18 protein-coding genes are annotated in these 20391 nt (G+C 70.1%); 11 read left to right on the forward strand and 7 right to left on the reverse strand.

Translation table 11 applies throughout. The features are described 5' to 3' along the window. The first annotated feature begins 8 nt into the window (after positions 1-8). From LY40_RS08070 to LY40_RS08100, 7 genes are all read left to right on the forward strand, one after another. Positions 9-1541: an ABC transporter substrate-binding protein gene (locus LY40_RS08070; RefSeq protein ID WP_258936411.1), complete on the forward strand. Its 1533-nt coding sequence runs from the start codon at positions 9-11 to the stop codon at positions 1539-1541. After that, positions 1538-2518 carry an ABC transporter permease gene (locus LY40_RS08075; protein ID WP_183780829.1) on the forward strand — a complete coding sequence of 327 codons (981 nt, stop codon included), beginning with the start codon at positions 1538-1540 and terminating at the stop codon, positions 2516-2518. Before LY40_RS08070 ends, LY40_RS08075 begins: the two co-directional genes overlap by 4 nt. After that, the gene (locus LY40_RS08080) at positions 2518-3327 is read left to right on the forward strand and encodes an ABC transporter permease (RefSeq protein ID WP_183780825.1); all 810 of its coding nucleotides are present in this window, start codon (positions 2518-2520) and stop codon (positions 3325-3327) included. Before LY40_RS08075 ends, LY40_RS08080 begins: the two co-directional genes overlap by 1 nt. After that, entirely contained in the window at positions 3324-4223 is a 900-nt protein-coding gene (locus LY40_RS08085; RefSeq protein ID WP_307876681.1) for an ATP-binding cassette domain-containing protein, read from the forward strand. Before LY40_RS08080 ends, LY40_RS08085 begins: the two co-directional genes overlap by 4 nt. A 50-nt stretch (positions 4224-4273) precedes the next feature. Then, a complete protein-coding gene (locus tag LY40_RS08090; protein ID WP_258936747.1) occupies positions 4274-5098 on the forward strand; it encodes an ABC transporter ATP-binding protein in 825 nt (274 codons plus the stop codon). Positions 5099-5120: 22 nt separating this feature from the next. Next, positions 5121-6467: an amidase gene (locus tag LY40_RS08095; RefSeq protein WP_183780819.1), complete on the forward strand. Its 1347-nt coding sequence runs from the start codon at positions 5121-5123 to the stop codon at positions 6465-6467. A gap of 312 nt (positions 6468-6779) precedes the next feature. After that, positions 6780-7622, forward strand: coding sequence for a mycofactocin-coupled SDR family oxidoreductase (locus LY40_RS08100; RefSeq protein WP_183780816.1), 843 nt, complete (start codon positions 6780-6782; stop codon positions 7620-7622). A gap of 8 nt (positions 7623-7630) precedes the next feature. Here LY40_RS08100 and LY40_RS08105 read toward each other — a convergent pair whose 3' ends face one another. From LY40_RS08105 to LY40_RS08115, 3 genes are all read right to left on the reverse strand, one after another. Continuing rightward, on the reverse strand, positions 7631-8602 hold the full coding sequence (locus tag LY40_RS08105; RefSeq protein ID WP_258936412.1) for an MsnO8 family LLM class oxidoreductase: 972 nt from the start codon (positions 8600-8602) through the stop codon (positions 7631-7633). A gap of 164 nt (positions 8603-8766) precedes the next feature. Next, positions 8767-10029, reverse strand: a complete 1263-nt coding sequence (locus LY40_RS08110) for an MFS transporter (RefSeq protein WP_221212668.1) — start codon at positions 10027-10029, stop codon at positions 8767-8769. Positions 10030-10281: 252 nt separating this feature from the next. Then, complete coding sequence (locus LY40_RS08115) at positions 10282-11139, reverse strand: HpcH/HpaI aldolase/citrate lyase family protein (protein ID WP_258936413.1); 858 nt, start codon at positions 11137-11139, stop codon at positions 10282-10284. 657 nt (positions 11140-11796) lie between these two features. Here LY40_RS08115 and LY40_RS08120 point away from each other — a divergent pair. Together LY40_RS08120 and LY40_RS08125 are read left to right on the forward strand one after the other, a co-directional pair. Next, complete coding sequence (locus tag LY40_RS08120; protein WP_183780810.1) at positions 11797-12462, forward strand: hypothetical protein; 666 nt, start codon at positions 11797-11799, stop codon at positions 12460-12462. 135 nt (positions 12463-12597) lie between these two features. Further along, positions 12598-13251 (forward strand): NAD(P)H-binding protein, encoded by a 654-nt coding sequence (locus LY40_RS08125; RefSeq protein WP_258936414.1) that lies wholly within the window; start codon positions 12598-12600, stop codon positions 13249-13251. Here the strand turns inward: LY40_RS08125 and LY40_RS08130 are convergent. Continuing rightward, positions 13238-14545 (reverse strand): D-arabinono-1,4-lactone oxidase, encoded by a 1308-nt coding sequence (locus tag LY40_RS08130; RefSeq protein ID WP_258936415.1) that lies wholly within the window; start codon positions 14543-14545, stop codon positions 13238-13240. The genes LY40_RS08125 and LY40_RS08130 overlap by 14 nt on opposite strands. Positions 14546-14635: 90 nt before the next feature. On the opposite strand from LY40_RS08130, the gene LY40_RS08135 reads away from it, so the two are divergent. After that, complete coding sequence (locus tag LY40_RS08135; RefSeq protein ID WP_372497727.1) at positions 14636-15814, forward strand: amino acid deaminase/aldolase; 1179 nt, start codon at positions 14636-14638, stop codon at positions 15812-15814. 104 nt (positions 15815-15918) lie between these two features. Here LY40_RS08135 and LY40_RS08140 read toward each other — a convergent pair whose 3' ends face one another. From LY40_RS08140 to LY40_RS08150, 3 genes are all read right to left on the reverse strand, one after another. Continuing rightward, positions 15919-16545 carry a TetR/AcrR family transcriptional regulator gene (locus LY40_RS08140; protein ID WP_183780798.1) on the reverse strand — a complete coding sequence of 209 codons (627 nt, stop codon included), beginning with the start codon at positions 16543-16545 and terminating at the stop codon, positions 15919-15921. 589 nt (positions 16546-17134) lie between these two features. Continuing rightward, positions 17135-17599, reverse strand: a complete 465-nt coding sequence (locus LY40_RS08145) for a hypothetical protein (protein ID WP_183780795.1) — start codon at positions 17597-17599, stop codon at positions 17135-17137. A gap of 12 nt (positions 17600-17611) precedes the next feature. Next, positions 17612-18013, reverse strand: a complete 402-nt coding sequence (locus LY40_RS08150; RefSeq protein ID WP_258936417.1) for a hypothetical protein — start codon at positions 18011-18013, stop codon at positions 17612-17614. Between the two features lie 1057 nt (positions 18014-19070). On the opposite strand from LY40_RS08150, the gene LY40_RS08155 reads away from it, so the two are divergent. Further along, entirely contained in the window at positions 19071-20378 is a 1308-nt protein-coding gene (locus tag LY40_RS08155) for a helix-turn-helix transcriptional regulator (RefSeq protein ID WP_258936748.1), read from the forward strand. Positions 20379-20391: the final 13 nt, after the last annotated feature.

The following is a 20391-nucleotide window of genomic DNA, read 5'->3' on the forward strand; positions in this document are numbered from 1 at the left end:
GGTGACGGATGGCGACACGGCGGTCGGCGCTCTCGGCGTTGGCGTCCGCCGCGGTGTTGGCCGCGCCGCTCGCATTGGCCGGTTGCACCGCCGGTTCGACGGCGATGGTGGGGACCGGCCCGTCGACGCTCGCCGTGGGGCTCACCGCCGAGCCGCAGAACTTCGACTTCACCACCACCGACGGCGCCGCGATTCCGCAGGCGCTGCTCTACAACGTGTACGAGACGCTGGTGAAGGTCGACTCGGACGGTGAGATCGTCGGCGGCCTCGCCGAGTCGTGGGACGTCAGCAACGACCGCACGGTGTACGACTTCCAGCTGCGTGAGGCGACGTTCAGCAACGGCGAACCGTTCACCGCATCGGATGTGAAGTTCTCCATCGAACGGGTGCAGCAGGACTGGACGATCTCGCTGAAATCGGGCATGGACGTCGTCGACCGTGTCGAGGTCGTCGACGACCGTCACGCGCGTGTCGTGTTGAGCAGGCCCAGCAACTCGTGGCTGCGTGCCATGACCACCCGTATCGGTGCGATGTTCGACCCGGCAGGCGTGGCCGACCTGGCGAACGACCCCGTCGGCACCGGTCCGTACGACGTGGAGAGCAGACGCCGCGGGGATTCGATCGTGCTCACCCGCAATCCCGAGTACAGCAACCCCGAGAGCCCGCGGCCCGCGCCCGGCTACCGCACGGTCGTGCTCAAGTACTACGCCGACGCGACGGCGCTGAACAACGCGCTGCTCTCCGGCGGCATCGACGTCATCTCCGGGGTGACCGCTCCCGACTCGCTGCCCCAGTTCGAGGCGGACAACCGGTTCCGCGTGCTGCAGGGCACGACGAACGGCGAGGTCGTGCTCGCCTTCAACAACCGCCGCGCGCCGCTGGACGACGTGCGGGTGCGCAAGGCGTTGACGTACGCCATCGACCGGAAGGCGCTGCTCGAGGCGGCATGGGGCGGGCGCGGCGAACTGATCGGCAGCATGGTGCCGCCCACCGATCCGTGGTTCGAAGACCTCTCCGGTGAGTATCCGTACGATCCGGACCGCGCCCGCAGCCTGTTGCGCGAGGCCGGGCACGAATCGCTGCGGCTGGACCTGCGCATCGCCAACCTGCCGTATGCCGTGTCGTCGGCCCAGGTCATCGCTTCGCACCTGAAGAAGGTCGGCGTGACCGTCGACATCGAACCGCTCGACTTCCCCGCGGTGTGGTTGCAGCAGGTGTTCACCGACGCCGATTACGACATGTCGATCGTGCAGCACGTCGAACCGCAGGACATCACCACGTTCGGTGACCCCGACTTCTACTGGGGCTACGACAGCGACCGGGTGCAGCGCCTGCTCACCGAGGCCGACACCGCGCCGCCCCGGGAGTACATCGCCGACATGCGCGAGGTCGCCAGGACACTGTCCGACGACGCCGCCGCCAACTGGCTGTTCCTGTTCCCGAACATCGTCGTGGCGAAGAACGAGGTCCGTGGGCTGCAGGCCAACCAGGTGAGCGAGTCGTTCGACCTCACGGGGTTGCGGCGGCAGGGGACGTCATGACCACGGCCGAACGTGTGGCGGGCGGTGCGAGTCCGGCGGCGGCGATCGCGCGCAGGTTCGTGATCTTCGTGGGGAGCGTGATCGTCGCGTCGATCGTGGTGTTCGCGTTCATGGCCGTGCTGCCGGGTGATCCGGCGCAAGTCGCACTCGGAGTGAACGCGACGCCGGAACTGGTCGAGCAGACGAGGCAGGAGTTCGGCCTCGACCGGCCACTGGCGACGCAGTATCTCGACTGGGTGGGCGGCCTGCTGACCGGGGATTTCGGCACGTCGTACGTCACGAAGGAGGCGATCGGGCCGCAGCTGCTCGACCGGCTTGGCGTCACGCTGTGGCTGGTCGGCGCGGGAATGCTGGTCGCGCTGCTGATCGCCGTGCCGACGGGGATCGTCGCCGCGGTGCGGCACCGTAAGCCGAGCGGCGTGGTCGTGTCGGCGGCCTCGCAGGTGGGCGTGGCGGTGCCCGCGTTCCTCGCGGCGATCATCCTGGTGCAGGTGTTCGCGGTGCAGCTCGGCTGGCTGCCGTCGGGTGGGTGGACACCGCCCGCCTACGACGTCGGCGCGTGGCTGCGCGGGCTGATCCTGCCCGCGGTGTCGCTGGGCCTGGTGCAGGGCGCGGTGCTGACGCGGTACGTGCGCTCCGCGGTGCTCGACGTGCAGCGGGAGGACTTCCTGCGCACGGCGCGAGCCAAGGGATTGCGGCCGTATCCGGCACTGGTGCGGCACGGATTGCGGAATGCGGCGGTGCCGGTCGTGACGGTGCTGGGAGTGCAGCTGGCGACCCTGCTCGTCGGGGCGGTGGTGGTCGAGCGGGTGTTCGTGCTGCCGGGGCTGGGCAGCATGCTGCTCGACTCCGTCGCGGCGCGGGACCTGCTGGCGGTGCAGGGCATCGTGCTGGTCCTCGTCGTGGGCGTGCTGCTGGTGAACTTCCTGGTCGACGTGCTCTACGCGGTCCTCGATCCCCGGTTGCGGAGGTCGTGATGCGCGGAAACCTCGTCGTCGGCGGAGCGCTCGTCGGGCTGGTCGTCGTGACGGCGCTCGTGTCGCTGCTGTGGACGCCGCTCGACCCGCAAGCCGTCGACGCGAGCGTGCGGCTGCTCGGGCCGACGTCGCAGCACCTGCTGGGAACGGACAAGTTCGGCCGCGACGTCTTCAGCCAGCTCATGGTCGGTGCGCAGACGACGCTGTACGTCGGGATCGTCGCCGTGGGGCTGGCTGCCGTGGCCGGCGTGCCGTTGGGCGTGCTGGCGGCGATGGGCCCGCGGTGGCTCGGGGAACTGGTCATGCGAACCAGTGACCTCGTGCTGGCGTTTCCCGCGCTGTTGCTGGCGATCATGCTCGCGGCGGTCTACGGGGCGAGCACGCTCACGGCGATGATCGCCATCGGGGTGGCGACCGTGCCCGCGTTCGCACGTGTCGCGAGGGCGGGCGCGCTGCAGGTGCTCTCGCGGGAGTACACGCTCGCCGCGCGTGCGGGTGGTCGCTCGCGGTGGTGGATCGCGTGGCGGCACGTGCTGCCGAACATCTCGGGCATGGTCGTGGTGCAGTCGTCGGTGTCGTTCGCGATGGCGGTGCTCGCCGAGGCCGCGTTGTCGTTCCTCGGGTTCGGCACGGCGCCGCCGACGCCGTCGTGGGGGCGGATGCTGCAGGAGTCGCAGGAGCTGCTGGCCGTCGACGCGCGGTTGGCGCTCGTTCCGGGGTTGGCGATCGCGGCCGTGGTGCTGGGCTTCAACCTGCTGGGCGACGGCCTCCGCGACCACTTCGACCCCCGCCTGGAGGCCCGCCGATGACCGAACGCGACCGCCCCCAGGGGCACCTTGGGGGCGTTGATCGGGCACTGCCGCGCGGAGCGCGTCCGTCTGGGTGGCGGCGCGAGACGGGCGGGAGCCCCGAATCTTCCCTTGATCAAGCGCCGCCACCCGATCGCGACCATGACGATCTGCTCGCCGTCGACGGGCTGCGGATCACCCACGGCGACGTCGCGCTGGTCGACGACGTGTCGTTCCGTATCGCGCCGGGGGAGCGGGTCGGGCTCATCGGTGCGTCCGGCTCGGGAAAGTCGCTCACCGCGTCGGCGATCATGGGCCTGCTGCCGGACGGACTGTCGGCGGCCGGGTCGGTGACGCTGCGGGGACGCGAACTCGTCGGCGCCTCGGAACGCGAGCTGTCCCGGCTGCGCGGTAAGGACCTCGGCATGGTGTTCCAGGAGCCGATGACCGCGCTCAACCCGGCGATGCGCGTCGGCCGGCAGGTCGCCGAGGCGCTCACCGTCCACGGCACGGCCCGTCGCAGGGCGACCGCCCGCGCCCGCGAACTGCTCGACCGCGTCGGCCTGCCGGAGCGGACCGCGCGCGCTTACCCTCACGAACTCTCCGGTGGGCAGCGACAGCGCGTGCTGCTCACCATCGCGCTCGCCAACGATCCGGCCCTGCTGATCTGCGACGAACCCACGACGGCCCTCGACGTGACGGTGCAGGCCCAGGTGCTCGACCTCGTCGCCGAAGGCGTGCGCGACCGGGGCAGCGCCCTGTTGTTCATCACCCACGACCTGGCCGTCATCGCGTCGGTGTGCGAGCGCGTGCTGGTGTGCCGTGACGGCCGCATCGTCGAGGAGGGCCCCGTCGAGACGGTGCTGTCGGCGCCCGAACACGACTACACGCGACGACTCGTGGAGGCCGCGCTGTGACGTCCACACCCGACAGTGCCGCCCCGGATGCCGCTCCCGGAAGCGGCCCGATCGTCTCGGTACGCGACCTCGAACGCACGTATCGCGGCGGGGTGCACGCGCTGCGCGGGGTGTCGCTCGACGTGCCGCGCGGTGGCCGGTTCGGCATCGTCGGCGAGTCCGGCTCCGGAAAGTCCACTCTCGTCAGACTTCTCGCCGCGCTCGACCGGCCGACCGCCGGCACGGTCACGTTCGAAGGGCAGCGCATCGACGACCGCCGCGAGTCCGACCTCGGGTTCCTGCGACGGCGACTGCAGATCGTGTTCCAGGACCCGATGGGATCGCTCGATCCGCGCATGCGCGTGCGCGACATCATCAGCGAACCGCTCGGCCGCACGCGTGACCGCGACGAGCGCGTGGCCGAACTGCTCGACGCCGTCGGCCTGCCCTCCGATGCGGGCGCGCAGTATCCGCACCGGTTCTCGGGCGGGCAGCGCCAGCGCATCTCGATCGCCCGTGCGCTCGCACCGCGGCCGGATGTGCTGATCGCCGACGAGGCCGTGAGCGCGCTCGACGTGCTGGTCCGCAAACAGATTCTGGACCTGCTCACCCGGCTGGTCGACGAGTACGCGCTCACGCTCGTGTTCGTCTCGCACGATCTCGGCGTGGTGCGGAAGATGTGCGACGAGGTCGCCGTGATGCGCCGGGGTGAGGTCGTCGAGCACGGACCGGTCGACGAGGTGTACGACGCGCCGCGCCACGACTACACGCGCGAGCTGATCGCCGCGGCCCCGACGCTGCACGGTGCGCTGCGGGCACCGGCCGGATCGGCGACGTCCGAGGCCTCCGCAGCCGGGCCCGAGTCGTCCGAACCCGAGCCACCACCCGAGGGTTGACCGTCCGAAAAGGAGTGAGCCGATGACCGGACTTCCGGAGAAGACCGCGACGGAACTGATCAGCGCGTACCGCACGGGCGAGGTGAGCCCGGTCGAGGTCACCGAGGCGGTGCTGGCACGGATCGACGAGCGCGAACCGCAGCTGCACGCGCTGTACGCCTTCGACCCGGACACGGCGCGGGAGTCGGCCGCCGCATCGGAGCAGCGGTGGCGCGCGGGAACCCCGCTGGGTCCGATCGACGGCGTGCCGCTGACGATCAAGGAGAACATCGCGACGCGCGGAACCCCGAAGCCCCTGGGCACGGCTGCGACGAGGCTCGAACCCGCACCGGTCGACGCGCCCGCGGCTGCGCGGATCCGAGAGTCCGGCGGCGTGCTCCTTTCGAAGACCACCATGCCCGACTTCGGGATGCTCACGTCGGGGGTGTCGAGCTTCCACGAGCCGACGCGGAATCCGTGGGATCTCACGCGCACGTCCGGCGGGTCGAGCGCCGGTGCGGGTGCGGCGGCGGCAGCCGGGTACGGGCCCCTGCACGTCGGTACCGACATCGGCGGGTCGATCCGGCTGCCCGCGGCGTGGTGCGGCATCGTCGGGTTCAAGCCGAGTTTCGGGCGGGTGCCCGTCGATCCGCCGTTCCCCGGCAGGACCGCAGGGCCGATGACGCGGACGGTCGCGGATGCCGCGTTGTTCATGCGTGTGCTGTCGCAGCCGGATGCGCGCGACCACCTCTCGCTGCCACCGTCCGAACCGGACTGGTCGTGTCCGCCTGCCGACCCGTCGGCTCTGCGGATCGGGGTGCAGCTCGACCCGGGTGTGGGGCTACCGGTCGAACCGGCGGTGCGTGACGCGGTGGCCGCAGCGGCCCGCCGGTTCGAGGCCGCCGGCGCGACGGTCGAGCTCGTCGAACCGTGGCTCACGCGGGAGATGCTCGACGGGCTCGACCGGTTCTGGCGCACCCGCCTGCTCGCCGATCTGGCGAAGCTCGACACCGGTGCCGTGTTGCCGTACCTCGTGGAGTGGGCACGCGCGGCCGAAGACCTGTCCGCTGTGGACGTCTACCACGGGTTCGCCCAGATGGACGCGATCGCCGTCGCGACTCTGCGGGCCACCGAGCCGTACGACATCGTGCTCTCGCCGACCTGTCAGGTGTCGCCGAATCCGTTCGACACACCGTCACCCACCGGGGACCCGGCGCGCCCGTTCGAGCACATCGCCTTCACGCTCCCGTACAACATGTCCGGCCAGCCCGCGGTGTCCGTCGACTGCGGACGCGGTCCCGACGGCCTGCCCATCGGGCTGCAGCTCGCGGGCCGGCGGTTCGCCGACGTCGGCACCCTGCGCGCGGCCGCCGCCTTCGAAACCCTCTGACGGCGCCCGCCCCTCGCCGTGTTGCGCTTTCCGGGGCCCGTGTTGCGTTCTTCGGGGACCGTGTTGCTCCCACCCGCCATCCGGCCACCGCTTCCCGTCGGCGCGCTGGCGCGCGACGACGGCCTGCTGGGGGCTGTGTTGCGGCCTTCTCGTCTCCGGTGTGTCCCTGCATCCGGGAGGCCTGGTCCGCCGCTCAGGTGATCGGCTGAGTTGCCGCACCTCCCAGAGCTGATTCCTGCTAATCCTTGACATGAATTGCCGATCGGGACGAAACTCGGTCGACCGTGTGACGCAGGTCTCGAGGAGGAGACGATGACGGGTCGGATGGCAGGCAAGGTCGCGTTCATCACCGGCGCGGCCCGCGGGCAGGGCAGGAGCCACGCGGTGCGGCTCGCGGAGGAGGGCGCGGACATCATCGCGGTCGACATCTGCGAGGACATCGAAACGGTGACCCCGTGCTACTCGCTGGCGACCGAGGAGGACCTGGCGGGCACGGCGAAACTCGTCGGCGATCTCGGCAGGAAGATCGTGACGGAGAAGGCCGACGTACGTGACTTGGGCGCGCTGCAGAAGGCGTTCGACCACGGGCTCGCGGAGCTGGGCCGGGTCGACACGGTCGTGGCGAACGCGGGAATCGCGACGGCGTTCACGAAGTCGTGGGAGCTCAGCGCGCAGCAATGGCAGGAAATGATCGACGTCAACCTGACCGGTGTGTGGCACACCGCGAAGGTCGCGGTGCCGTCGATGATCGAAGCGGGCCGCGGCGGGTCGCTCGTGTTCACGAGTTCGATCGGCGGGTTCAAGGGCATCCAGCACGTCGGCCACTACGTGTCGGCCAAGCACGGCATCGTGGGCCTGATGCGCACGATGGCGAACGAGCTCGCGCCGCACGCCATCCGCGTCAACACCGTCCACCCGACCAATGTGGACACGACGATGATTCAGAACCCCGGCGTCTACTCGATGTTCGCTCCCGGGGATCCGGAGCCGTCGCAGGAGAAGGCGATTCCCGGATTCACGTCGTTGAACGCGCTCGACGTGCCGTGGGTCGAATCGAAGGACATCAGCAACGCGGTGCTGTTCCTGTCCAGCGACGAGGCTCGTTACATCACCGGCGCGACACTGCCGGTCGATGCGGGCGCCAACATCGTGTGACGACCGCTTCAGGTCAGGTTCGCCAGGCGTGAGTACGAGTCGAGCATGTCGGCGCGGTCGTGCGTGCTCATCGTGATGAGCAGTTCGTCCGCGCCGGTGTGGTCGACCAGCTCGGTGAGTCCCCTGGCGACGTCGGATTCGGTGCCGTGGATCTGCCCACGCAGGGCGTCGTCGAGGTAGCGCCGTTCACGTTCGCCGGGCGTGGGCACCCGGCCGGGCGGCAGCAGCGGTGGGAAGACGCCGTCGATGCGCGAGCGGACCATCGCCCACGCCTCCGGAAGGAGCAGTTCGCGCGCCTGTTCGCGGCTGTCGGCGACGGCGGCCGCGGTGGACACGATGACGTGCGGCGCCGGCCACTGCGCCGACGGCCGGAACGTCTCGCCATAGTGCCTGATGTGGTCGGCGAGCCGGTCGACGTCGCCGAGCGGTGCGATGACCAGCGCCGCACCCAGTTCCGCCGCGAGTCCGGCTCCGGACCCCGTGGCCAGTACGAACAACGGCGGCGGCCGCAGCCCCTCCGCGGGAAGGCCGCGCACCCGATGGTCGCCGTCGAAGTAGCCGAGCAGGTCGCGGACGTCGTCGCCGAAACGGCCGGCATCGGTCTTGTCGGCACCCAGCGCGGTCCGTACAGCACCGGTGAACCCGACGGAACGGCCGAGTCCCATGTCGACCCTCCCGGGATGCAGCGACTCGAGCGTGCCGAACTGTTCCGCCACGACCAGTGGCCGATGGTTCGGCAGCATCACCCCACCCGTCCCGACGCGGATCGTCGACGTCGCGGCGCCGACGGCGGCAGCCAGCACCGTCGGAGCCGCACCCGCGATGCCGGGCACGCCGTGATGCTCGGCGACCCAGAACCGCCGGTACCCGAGCTGTTCCACGTCAACGGCGAATCGCACCGTGTCACGGAGCGCCGCGGCCGGATCCTGGCCGTGGCGGACGGAGGCGCGGTCGAGCACGGACAACGGTGGTAGCGGCACGTCCGGTGCAACGTCTGTACCTCTGCGCGGATTCCCCGCGTGTCCTGCACCCAGACGCGCGTGTCGTGCACCCAGACGCGCGTGTCGTGCACCCAGACGCGCGTTCCGCGCTCGGACGCCCGTGTTCTGCGTTCGGGGTTGCTGTGCCCGCGTGCGGCATCCGGCTAAGCGCGCTGCTCCGCGGGTGCGGGTGCGACGTCGTCGACGAGGTGCCGGCCGAACGCGCGCCAGGCGACGACCGTCAACACCGCCATCAGCGCTGCGGCCGTCCAGAAGGGCGCCGTGACACCGAACGCCTTCACGATCGGACCACCGGCGAGACTACCGAGCGCGGCGCCGCCGACGCCGAAGAGCATGTGCACGCTGTTGGCACGTCCGCGCAGCGCATCGGGCACGATCCGCTGCCGCCAGGACACCGAAACGACGTCCCACACGCCGTTGTGCATGCCGAAGATCACCAGCGTCATGGCGGCCACCCACGGTTCGGTCACCAGCGCCAGCACGACGTGCGTGAGCGTCTCCAGCACCAGCCCGGCGCGCAGCAGCACCGAATCGGCCAGCCGCGCACGCAGCCTGCTCACCAGGCCGGCGCCGATGATGCCGCCGACCGCCATCGTCGCCAGCAGCACGCCGTAACCGATCTCGCCGAGCCCCAGTCGCTGCTGGGCGTACACCACGAAGATCGCCAGCGTCGAGAACAGCGTGAGGTTCATGCCGCACAGTGTCACGCTGATCATCCGCAGCACCCGGTTCCGCCACATCCACTGCGCACCCTCGCGAATCTCCGTCCACAGCGGACGCCGCTGAACCGGTGCGGGTGTGCCCGCGCGCCGCGGCAACGTGCCCAGCACGACGGCGGCCAGCGTGAACGCAGCGGCGTTGAGTCCGAACGGGATCGTTGCGGCCAGCGCGAACAGTGATGCGCCCAGCGGCGGTCCGACGAACTGGTTGACCCCCATCTGGACGGCGACGAGCCGGGCGTTGGCCTTCGGCAGCGCCGCCACGCTCACGAGGGTCGGCAGCATGGCGTTCGACGCGTTGTCCGCGAGCGTCTCCGAGGTGCCGATCAGGAAGAACGCCGCGTAGATGATCGGCACCGATACGGTTCCCGTGGCGATCGTCGCTGCCAGTCCGGTCACCACCGCGCCGCGCACCAGATTGACGACGACGAGCAGTCTGCGCCGGTCCAGCCGGTCCACGTAGGCACCACTGATCAGCGAGAACAGCAACCACGGCAGCTGCGTTACGAACACCGCGCTGCCGATCAGCACCGGGTCGTCGGTGAGGGACGACACGAGCAGCGGGCCGGCGGCGAGGGTGACGCCGTCGGCGACGTTCGTCAGCGCCGACGCCGTCCACAGGCGCGCGAATTCGCCCCCGAGCCGAATTCGCTGCCGGCCCCCGCCGCCCGCTCCCCGTGTGATCACGACGCGTCAACCTAGGCCGGGTGGGAGGGCGGGGCAACGGAATTTCGGCCGCGCAGCGCGATGCTTACGCGCAGCGCAATGCCTGTACGCAGTGCGATGCCTGCCGCGCAGCGCGATGCTTACCCGCAGTGCGACGCCGGTATGGAGTCGGCAGGGGACGGTTGCCCCGCCGCTCCTAGCGGTGGTGTACGGCGGGCGGGGTGCAACACGGCCCCTGGAATCCGCAACACGGCCCCGGAATCCGCAACACGGCTACTTCGCCGCGATGGCCTCCGCCAGGTCGAGGACGCGCTGCGCCTCGGCGACATGCAGGTTCTCCACCATCCGACCGTCGACCGTCACGACGGCCTCGCCGTTCGCGCGGGCGGACTCGAAGGCGTCGATCACCTTGCGGGCGTGGGCGATCGCCTCGTCGGACGGGGCGAACACGCGGTTGCACGGTTCGATCTGCCCCGGGTGGACCAGGGTCTTGCCGTCGAAGCCGAACTGCCGCGCCTGGGTGGCTTCGGCCTCGAAGCCGGCGAGGTCCTGTACGTCGTTGTAGACGCCGTCGAGGATCTGCTTGCCCGCGGCGCGTGCCGCCAGCAGCGACAGCGACAGGCCGGCGACGAGCGGTGCGCGGCCGGCCGCGGGTTCGGCGTGCAGTTCCTTCGCCAGATCGTTGGTGCCCATGACCAGGACCGACAGCCGGTCGCTCGCGCCGGCGATCTCCTCGGCGTGCAGCATTGCGACGGGGGTTTCGAGCATCGCCCAGATCGTCGTGTGCTCGGCTGCCCCGTTGAGCTCCAGCGCCCGTTCGATCGTCATCACGTCGCGCGCCGAGTTCACCTTCGGCACGACGACGGCGGCCGGACCCGCCTGGGCGGCGGCGCGCAGGTCCGCGTCGTGCCACTCGGTGTCGATGCCGTTGATGCGGATCGCCACCTCACGGCCCCCGTACTCGCCGGATGCGGCCGCCGCGCACACGCGTTCCCGTGCGGAGTCCTTCGCGTCGGGCGAGACGGCATCCTCCAGGTCGAGGATCAGTGCGTCCGCGGGCAGGGTCTTCGCCTTCTCGAGCGCCCGCTCGTTCGCGCCGGGCATGTAGAGAACGGAACGGCGCGGTGCCACGCGCGGACCTCCTTGTCGCTGTCGGGATGGTGGGAGTGTCGCCGGAAGGGCTGTCGGGATGGTGGCTGGTGGCGGGTCTGTGCGCTCGTCGGGCCCTCGCACGTTCGTTGCCGCCTTTGTCCTTCCTATTGAATCCGGAGGCCGAATGTGCTGATCTGGAGTCCGTCCAGTTCAGCACGGGTGCGGACCACCCCGTTTCGGTGGTGTGGACCGCTCGGCTCCCGGCCAACGGAGACGATAACCGCCCGTCGCAGTCGATGGCTGCGGTGAACGTCACCGCACAGCGTGGAATGCCCGGTAGGTCCCCCGTTCAGCCGTACGTCACCCATACGGCAGCACCGCCGGGCCGAACTTCTTTCACCGCCCACCGACCGATCACCGACCGCTGAGCGCCGTCGATCGCAGCTACCCCGCCAGGGCGCAGACGTCGGTGGTGTTTCGGTTGCAATCTGATTTGGCAGCGCTTCGCGGCGCGGACCCGACCCGCCAGGCACGGCCGACGGGACGGAACGGCGACCGAGGAGCTGCACCGGCGCAGGGGCTGGTGAACACCACGGGCTCGCGGGGCAACCCGGCGGGCGGTGTTCGGAGTAGAGAGCCATCCAACGAGGAGCCGCTCACCCGAGCGGGCTTCGAACGAGTACGGGAGGCAGATCCGTGGCGGCGACACCCGGACAGACCGCGATCACGAACGGCGCGAACGGAACGCGTTCGGTGCCGAGTCGGGTGGTCCCGCCCGTCGAACTGCCGGAGAACGTCGACGCGCTGGCCGCCGACGCCGCGGCGAGCCTCGGCTGGCACGGCGCGGTGCTGCCGCCGCTGACGATGTTCGGCAGGCGCGTCTACGTCGTGGCGAAGCTGCGCCCGGAGGCGCACGCCGAGCGGATCGCCCTCGGCCACGAGCCCGTCACCGACCGCGCGCAGGTGTCGACGTGGACGTGGCCGGAGCTGGCCGACACCGCTCCGCCGCCCGCGGCCGACATCGTGGGCGTGCTCGCGGTGGCGCGGCACTGGCGCACCGGACTCGCCGCGACCGTGCCGTTCTCCCGCTACGGCGAAGCGGCGATGGTGCTGCCCCAGTCGATGACCCTCACCCACGACTACGTCGACAACTGCCTGCCGCGGGCGCGCACGTACGGCGTGGCCGTCGTGTCGGCCGACGACGAGGCTCACGTGACGCTCGACGTCGAAAGCCACAGCGACCGTGTCCTGCTCGGCCGCGACGCCGTGTGGCGTTGGGTGAACGAGGTCGTCTACGAGCAGCTAATCGCGCTGGAGGACGCCGGCGCCGCATCGTCGGAGGAGACGACCCAGCGCGCGTAGGCCCACCCGTCGGCTGGCAAACCGTCCACCGCCGGAGCGCCCGCACTGTGGCGCTCCGCGCTGCTGCCCAGGGCCCGCCCGTCTCCCACGGCCGCCCATACTGTGGCGATCCGCGCCGCTGCCTACGATCGGGGCATGCGCGTAGTCATCGCCGGTGGACACGGAAAGATCGCCCTTCATCTCGAGCGTCGCCTCGCCGCCAGTGGTGACGAGGCCGTCGGCGTCATCCGCAACGCGGAGCATGCCGACGACCTGCGGGACGTGAGCGCCGAACCCGCCGTGATGGACCTGGAAACCGCCGCGGTCGACGAGGTGGCAGCCGTGCTCGACGGCGCCGACGCGGCGGTGTTCGCCGCGGGTGCAGGTCCCGGCAGCGGCGCGCCGCGCAAGGAAACCGTCGACCGGGGCGCGGCCGTGCTGTTCGCGGACGCGGCAGAGCGCGCCGGTGTCCGGCGGTTCGTGCAGGTCAGCGCCATGGGTACCGATGGCCCGTTCGACGAGGACGTCCTCGGCGAGGTCTTCGCCGTGTACCTGCGGGCCAAGGCCGCCGCCGAAGCGGACCTGCGTCGCCGTGAGCTGAACTGGACCATCCTGCGCCCTGGCAGGCTCACCGACGACGCCGCGACCGGCCTGGTCCAGCTCGCAGACAGCACGCCCCGCGGTGACGTTCCACGGGACGACGTCGCGGCGGTGCTCGCCGCCCTGCTCAGCGACGACCTCGCGTTCGGCCGCACGCTCGAACTGGCGGCGGGAAACACGCCGATCGCGGAGGCCGTCAGCCGGTTGTGACCGGCCCGAGGACCCGGTCGAGGTAGCCGTTGCGGAACACGCCTTGCGGGTCGAGGTCAGCGGCCACGTCCAGGAAGTCGTCGTACCGCGGGTAGCGCTCGCGCAGCGTCGTCGCGTCGAGGTCGTGCAGCTTGCCCCAGTGCGGTCGTCCGCCGACGGCGCCCGCGATCGCGGCGAACGCCAGGAAGTACTCGCGGTACGGCATGCCGACGTACTGGTGGATCGCCACGTAGGCGGTGTCGCGGCCGTAGGCGGTCGACAGCCACACGTCGTCGGCCGCGGCGACCCGCACCTCGGCCGGAAACGCCACCGGGGTCTCCAGCCTCGGCACGAGCGCCCGCAGTTCCCGCAGTACGTCGCCCACCGCCTCGCGCGGCACCGCCCACTCGGACTCGACGAACCGCACCGATCGCTGCGTCGCGAACACCCGGTGCGAGACGTCGCGGTAGGAGCGCGTCGACAGCACCGACGACGACAGCCTGCCCAACGTCGGCACCAGCGCGGGCACCGCCCTGCCGAGGCGGCACAGCGTTCCGAACGCCGCGTTCTCGGTGAGCGTGTAGTCGACGAACTCCCGCAGTTTCGACAGCGGTTCGGCTGGTCCCGGCACGCGGTTGTTGCGTTTGACCAGCGCGTTGCGGCCGTAGGGGAACCAGTAGAACTCGAAGTGGTCGTTGGTGTCGGCGTGATCGTCGAACGCCTCGAGAACGGCGTCGAGCGGTTCCGGTCCTTCGTGGGCGTCGAGCACGAAGGCCGGTTCGCACTGCAACGTGACGGTGGTGATCACGCCGAGGGCGCCGAGGCCGACGCGGGCCGCGGCGAACAGCTCGGGGCGTTCGGTCTCGGAGCAGGTGACGACCGAGCCGTCGGCCAGCACGAGTTCCAGGGCGCGGATCTGCGTCGCCAGGCCGCCGAAGCGGGCGCCGGTTCCGTGGGTGCCGGTCGAAACGGCACCCGCAATCGTTTGCGCGTCGATGTCGCCGAGGTTGCTCATCGCCAGGCCCACGCGTGCGAGCTCGGTGTTGAGGCGGCGCAGCGTGGTGCCGGACCGCACGGTGACCAGTCCGGTGTCGCGGTCGGCGTCGAGCACGCCCGCCCATTCGGTGAGGTCGAGCGCGACGGAATCGGTGGCCGCGACGCCCGTGAACGAATGACCACTGCCGAGCGGGCGCATCCGCATGCCCGCGTCGGCGGTCTGCCGGACGGCTGCGGTGATCTCGTCGAGATTCCGCGGACGGTGTAGCCGTTGCGGACTCGACGTGGCGGTGCCGGCCCAGTTCGTCCACGTCGTCACGTGATCACCTGCCTGCATGAGATCGAAAGAATATGTGAATAGGTTTCGCGTTTCAAGGTTCTCTGACGTACGGTAGTCGCCGTGACCACCGTGAACGCCGCAGCGTACGACGCCGCGACCCAGGATCTCGACCCACCATTGGCGGTCGTTGATCTTGATGCGTTCGATGCCAACGCGCGGGACCTCACGCGCCGCGCCCGCGGCGTGCCGATCCGCATCGCCAGCAAGTCCGTGCGCTGCAGATTCCTGCTCGACCACGCACTCGCCATGCCCGGTTACGCCGGCCTGCTGTGTTACTCGCTGCCCGAGGCGCTGTGGCTGCATCGGTGCGGCGTCAGCGACGACCTCGTCGTCGCCTACCCGACCGTTGATCACGCAGCGTTGCGCGCCCTGGCTTCTGACGACGCCGCGCGAACGGCCGTCACGATCATGGTCGACTCGACCGAGCACCTCGACGCGGTCGACGCCGCGCTCGGCGGTGCCCACCCCGAGATCCGCGTCGCGCTCGAGCTCGACGCCTCGTGGCGGCCCGCGCCACGGCTGCACATCGGCACCCGCCGGTCGCCGGTGTTCCGGCCGCGGTCGGCGCACACACTGGCGTCGCGGATCGCCGACCGCCCCGGGTTTCGCCTCGTCGGCGTGATGGCCTACGAGGGACAGATCGCGGGCGTGCCCGATGGTGGTCGCGGCCCCTCGGCGCGCCTCGTGCGGTGGATGCAGCGGCGCTCGGCCGCCGAACTCGCGCAACGCCGCGGGGAGGTGGTCGACGCGGTGCGCCGCGTCGCGGACCTGGAGTTCGTCAACGGCGGCGGCACCGGAAGTATCGAATCCACAGTCGACGACCCGTCCGTCACGGAGGTCGCCGCAGGGTCCGGTCTGCTCGGACCGGGACTGTTCGACTCCTACACGCGGTTCACCCCCGAGCCTGCCGCGGTGTTCGCCCTGCCCGTGGTGCGCAGGCCGTCACGGGACCTCGCGACCGTGTTCGCGGGCGGCTACATCGCGTCCGGGCCGGCGAAACCGTCGCGGCTGCCGACGCCCGTGGCGCCCGCCGGGCTGACCCTGCTCGGTGTCGAAGGGGCCGGCGAGGTGCAGACACCCGTGAAAGGCGCGGCCGCGCGGCGGCTGGGACTGGGCGACCGGGTGTGGTTCCGGCATGCCAAAGCGGGCGAGCTCGCCGAACGTTTCCCGGAGTACCACCTGGTCCGGGGGGCGAGAATCGAGCGCACCGTGCCCACCTACCGCGGCGAGGGAACGTTCTTCGGCTGACGAACGTCGCGCGTCAGCAACATCGCCCCCAAGGGCACCTTGGTGGCGTTCAATGCGACCAAGGTGCCCTTGGGGGCACAGCAGGCTTGCACCTGCGCAACGGGTCAGTCGCCGAACCGGCTCGCCAGGTACGTCTTGATGAGGGCTTTGGTTTCGGCGACGACCTGCGGGTCGCCCTCCGGATCGGTGCGGAATGCGAACTTCAACAGCGAGTCGGCAGCCTCGACCGCGATGGATATCGGCAGGCCGACCTCGTCGCGTGGGAGGTCGACGTGGTTGGCGACGAGGTCGGCGAGCGCGTCGGTGATGACGCCGTTGTTGGTGCGTTCCGAGTCCAGGAGCTGGACGTCGACGGCGTCACCAAAGTGCACCCGGGAAAAACCCGGCACTTCGCGGTGCATCTGGAGATAGATGTCGAGCAGCGAGTCGACGATCTCCCACCAGCTCTGGTGGTCGACGCCGCGGAACCGTTCACCGACGGCGTCGAGGAACCGTTCGAGGTTCCGGTGCGTTAGTGCCTGCACGATCGCGCGTTTGTCGGGGAAGAACTGGTACAGCGATCCGACCGCCACGCCCGAGCGCTTGGCGACGAGCGTCGTCGTGAGCGCGTCGTAGCCCTCCTCGGCCAGCAGTTCGGCCGCGGCGTCGAGCATGCGCTCGACCCGTTTGGCGCTCCGTTCCTGGACGGGCTTGCGACGTAGCGGCGGCAAGTCGGTACGGCTCTCAGTCACGTGACGCTCCCTCACTCTGCGTGGGGAACTCTAACGCGCAGGTAATGCCGTCCACGGTCGAGTGATCGCTGTGTGACGGCGCCGAGATGGGCCGTGTCAGTGCCGTGATGAGTGGACCGCGGTGACAGGCCGACCGCGGGGCCCACGTCTGCAGCTGTGACGCGTCGACCGTGGTGGGAAGCCGGTTCCGGCGGCGAGGTGTCGTCGCCGGAACGGCGTGAGCGGTCTGTTGGGACCGCGGGCCGGTGCCGGTCGGGGGAGGGGAATCTTCGGCACCGGCCCGCGGGGATCGGGGCCCTTGCGTAGGCGGGGATCTACTGCGGGCTACTACCGCGGCCGGGGGATTCAGCCATCCGAATTAACCGGACACTGAGACCGCGGGGTTTCCATGTGGAGTTATTAACGCGCTGTCACGGCCTCCAACCTAACCATGGATTACCGCCTCCGCCAGCAAACGAAAGGCTGATTTTCCGATTAATCAGGTTGACTGTCGTGTTGGAAGCCGGCGGCCGACCCGTCTCGCTCGGGGGTACGAACGAACCGGCCGCCGGCCGGGACGGGCCGCAGCCCGTCGCCTGTTCGCATGCCGCTACCGGGTCGGGGGTCCGGCGACGGCATGCCGGGCCGGCGTCGGTGTGACCAACGCGTGCCGACCCGTTTGCTCGGGGACCGCGGCGGGCTCGTCGGAGCGCCGCGGGGATGTCGCGGAGGGCGAGTGCGCCGACACGTGGGCTGGCGCGCCCTTGCGGCGCAGCTTCCGCTTGGTCGGCTGTTCGGGCGCCAGGCCGCCCGCCACGAGGTGTTCGTGCGCCACCTGCCACACGGTGCACGGGGCCTTCACCCGGCGCCAGCGTGTGGAACAGGTCGGGCAGTGGCCGCCGTCGTCCGGCTCATGGGAACGGAGCATCACGCGCCAGCCGTCGGTCAGCCGGGGCAGCTCCGAACGCGCGACCGACACCAGCGACGGTTCGTCGCCCCGGTCCGCTAGGTCGGACAACATGTCGAGGCGTTCCCATACCGCGTTGCGGAGCACCTGACCGAGGATCTTGTCCACAGAAAGTCACCGTCACCTTTCCGCCAGTCCGGCGGCTTCGCCGAGCGCGGCCGTGAGCCGGCCGAGCTGGGTGCGGGTCAGCCGCGCCGCTTCACCGGGCGGGCCGACCAGCACTATTTCGTCGTCGTCCACGTACACCGTCATGCAGCGTTCGCGGCCAATGAGATCGCCGCACTGCACGCGCCAGACGACCTGACCGTTCTCTTCACGGTGGGCCGCCGGGGCGCGGTAGTCGGCTGTGGGGACCGGGGAGAAGTGTTGCCGGGCGGCCGGGACCGAGGCCCCGGTCGGGGAGCCGGCGGTAGTGGCCGGATCGGCGGCAGGCGGGAGCGCGGAGGTCGACAGCGCGGCACTGGACGACGCGGCACCGGACGAGCCGCTGTCGGACAGCGCGGCGTCCGGCGCACCGCTCACCGACGCATCGGGCAGTGACGACGTGCCACACGAGGTGGCAGAGGATGCGATCTCCACGTCGTCTCCGTTCCGTGCTCGTCGGTGGTCGATCCGCCGGTCGGCGGATGCGCCTTCCTGCTGTCCTGGGCTGCGGTTCCGGTCGGGCGTTCCTGTTGCTGCCGTCCTGGCATTGCCGTTGCCGTGCTCGCGCTTGCCGTTTCCGCGCTGCTGTCGCAGCCGGTCGGTGCGCCCGCTCACGGGCTTCGCCGACCGCTCCGCACCCGCCTGCCCGGACCATCCGTACGGGCCCCGGGTGCGGAGGGCCGGTACGGCCGGTCCGGACGCCTGCTGTGCGTCGCCGAATCCGGCCGGTGTTCGGTTGTGGGCTCTGCCGTGCTGTGTTCTTCCATGCACTGCACTGCCATGCACTGCACTGCCATGCACTGCACTGCCATGCACTGCACTGCCATGCACTGCACTGCCATGCACTGCACTGCCATGCACTGCACTGCCATGCACTGCACTGCCATGCACTGCACTGCCATGCATTGCACGGCCATGCATTGCACTGCCGTGTTCCCTCTGCGGCTGGGCCGCGGTGGGTCGTTCCGCAGTGCCTTGACTTGCAGTGCCTTACTCGTGGTGCCTTTTTGTGCAATCCCTACTGGGTGCAGGGCGCGGGAGTCCGGATGGAGCTGGAGTCCGGATGGAGCTGGATTCCGATGGATCTCCCGGGTGATCGCGGACCGTGTTCGGGTGGTCACGTCGATCCCGAGAACTAGATTGCGATGAATGAAACGCCGATAGAAGCCTCGGTGGGCCGGATAGCGGCGACCGGCTACGGCTGGCCGTTAAGCGGTCGACGAAGTTCGGCAGAGCCGATCAGGGGTCACAAATCGGGTTTCGCGCGGTTCAATGTGAAGTGCCTACGCTGCTGACGACGCCCGGAAGGACTGTGGAGGGGCGCATGGACACCACCGACAACACGGCGATCGCCCGCATCTCGCGAGGCGCGAACGAGGACTCGTCCGAGCTCGCGCCCAGCCGCCTGGACCCGGAGGTCTGGGAAGGCGACGAGATGCGCGATGCGCTCTCCGTGCGAAACGTCAGTGAGGTCTACCGCCAACTGCGCAAACACGGTGTGTCGCAACGCCAGATCGCTGCGATGACCGGCCAGTCACAGTCCGAGGTCTCGGAGATCCTGAAAGGCCGTCAGGTCATGGCCTACGACGTGCTTGCCAGGATTGCCGCCGGCCTGGGTATTCCCCGTGGATACATGGGTCTCGCATACGACGAGGCCACCGAGATTCAGGTCGCCGGAGCCTCCGGCGAGCAGCAGGCTGAGGAGGACGAGTCCGTGAAACGGCGGAAGTTCCTCGCGCACGCGGCCCAGGTCACGATGGGCGCCGCGGTCTTCGGATCGTCGGCGGAGGCCTGGGCGGCGAGCCCCGCAAGGACACCCGCGCCGGGACGCATCGGCGTCACCGATGTCCGGCAGGTCGAAGCCGCCACCAGGGCTTTGCGTGCGCTCGACTACCAGTACGGCGGCGGTTTCTGCCGCGACGCCGTTGTGGCACAGCTGTCGTGGGGACAGCAGATGATGCAGGCCAGCACCACCGACGGGGTCAGATCGCGGCTGTTCGTCGCACTGGCCGACCTGCACAGTCTCGCCGGCTGGACGTCGTTCGACACCGGGCTGATCGACTCGGCCCGTGGTCATTTCGCGAATGCCCTCAACCTGGCGAAACAGGGCGACAACCACCCGCTGGTCGCGAACATCCTGTACCGCATGGGCCGCGTGTACCTGCACCAGGAAGCGCCGAACGACGCGCTGAAGCTGTTCCAGCTGGGGCAGATCGCGGCGCAGGAGTCGGGCTCGGAGCTGGCGGTCGCGGTGTTGTGCGCCAACGAGGCGTGGGCGTACGCGATGATGGGCAACTCGGACCAGGCCGTGAAACTGCTGGGCAGGACGCGGGACGAGTTCGCGCGTGCCGACCTGGTCAACGCCGAGTCGTGGGTCAAGTTCTTCACCGAGACCGATGTGCACGCGATGGTCGGCACCGTGCACACGGAGCTGGCGCAGTCGGCCGACCCGATGCACACCAAGTACGCGATTCCCGCCCTGAGCAGGGCCATCGACGCCTACAACGACGAGATGGCCCGCAGCAAGGTGTTCAACCTGGGCATGCTCGCCACGAACCACATGATCGACGGCGACATCGACGTGGGCGTGCGCACCGGCGGCAAGGCGCTCGACTCGGCGGAGGGGCTCAAGTCCGCCCGCGTCGAGCAGCGGATGCAGCCGCTGAAGAAGGAGGCCGCTCGCCGGTCCAACAACCCGGATGCCAGGGACTTCGTCGAACGGATGAACACATTCTTCACCTAGTCGGCGGCCCGCT

It is taken from the genome of Prauserella salsuginis (genome assembly GCF_024648885.1).
Classification (GTDB): Bacteria; Actinomycetota; Actinomycetes; order Mycobacteriales; family Pseudonocardiaceae; genus Prauserella; species Prauserella salsuginis.

Coding starts and splice junctions, on each gene's coding strand:
- LY40_RS08070 (WP_258936411.1), top strand. CDS start 9: ATGGCGACACGGCGGTCGGCGCTCTCGGCGTTGGCGTCCGCCGCGGTG.
- LY40_RS08075 (WP_183780829.1), top strand. CDS start 1,538: ATGACCACGGCCGAACGTGTGGCGGGCGGTGCGAGTCCGGCGGCGGCG.
- LY40_RS08080 (WP_183780825.1), top strand. CDS start 2,518: ATGCGCGGAAACCTCGTCGTCGGCGGAGCGCTCGTCGGGCTGGTCGTC.
- LY40_RS08085 (WP_307876681.1), top strand. CDS start 3,324: ATGACCGAACGCGACCGCCCCCAGGGGCACCTTGGGGGCGTTGATCGG.
- LY40_RS08095 (WP_183780819.1), top strand. CDS start 5,121: ATGACCGGACTTCCGGAGAAGACCGCGACGGAACTGATCAGCGCGTAC.
- LY40_RS08100 (WP_183780816.1), top strand. CDS start 6,780: ATGACGGGTCGGATGGCAGGCAAGGTCGCGTTCATCACCGGCGCGGCC.
- LY40_RS08125 (WP_258936414.1), top strand. CDS start 12,598: ATGCGCGTAGTCATCGCCGGTGGACACGGAAAGATCGCCCTTCATCTC.
- LY40_RS08155 (WP_258936748.1), top strand. CDS start 19,071: ATGCGCGATGCGCTCTCCGTGCGAAACGTCAGTGAGGTCTACCGCCAA.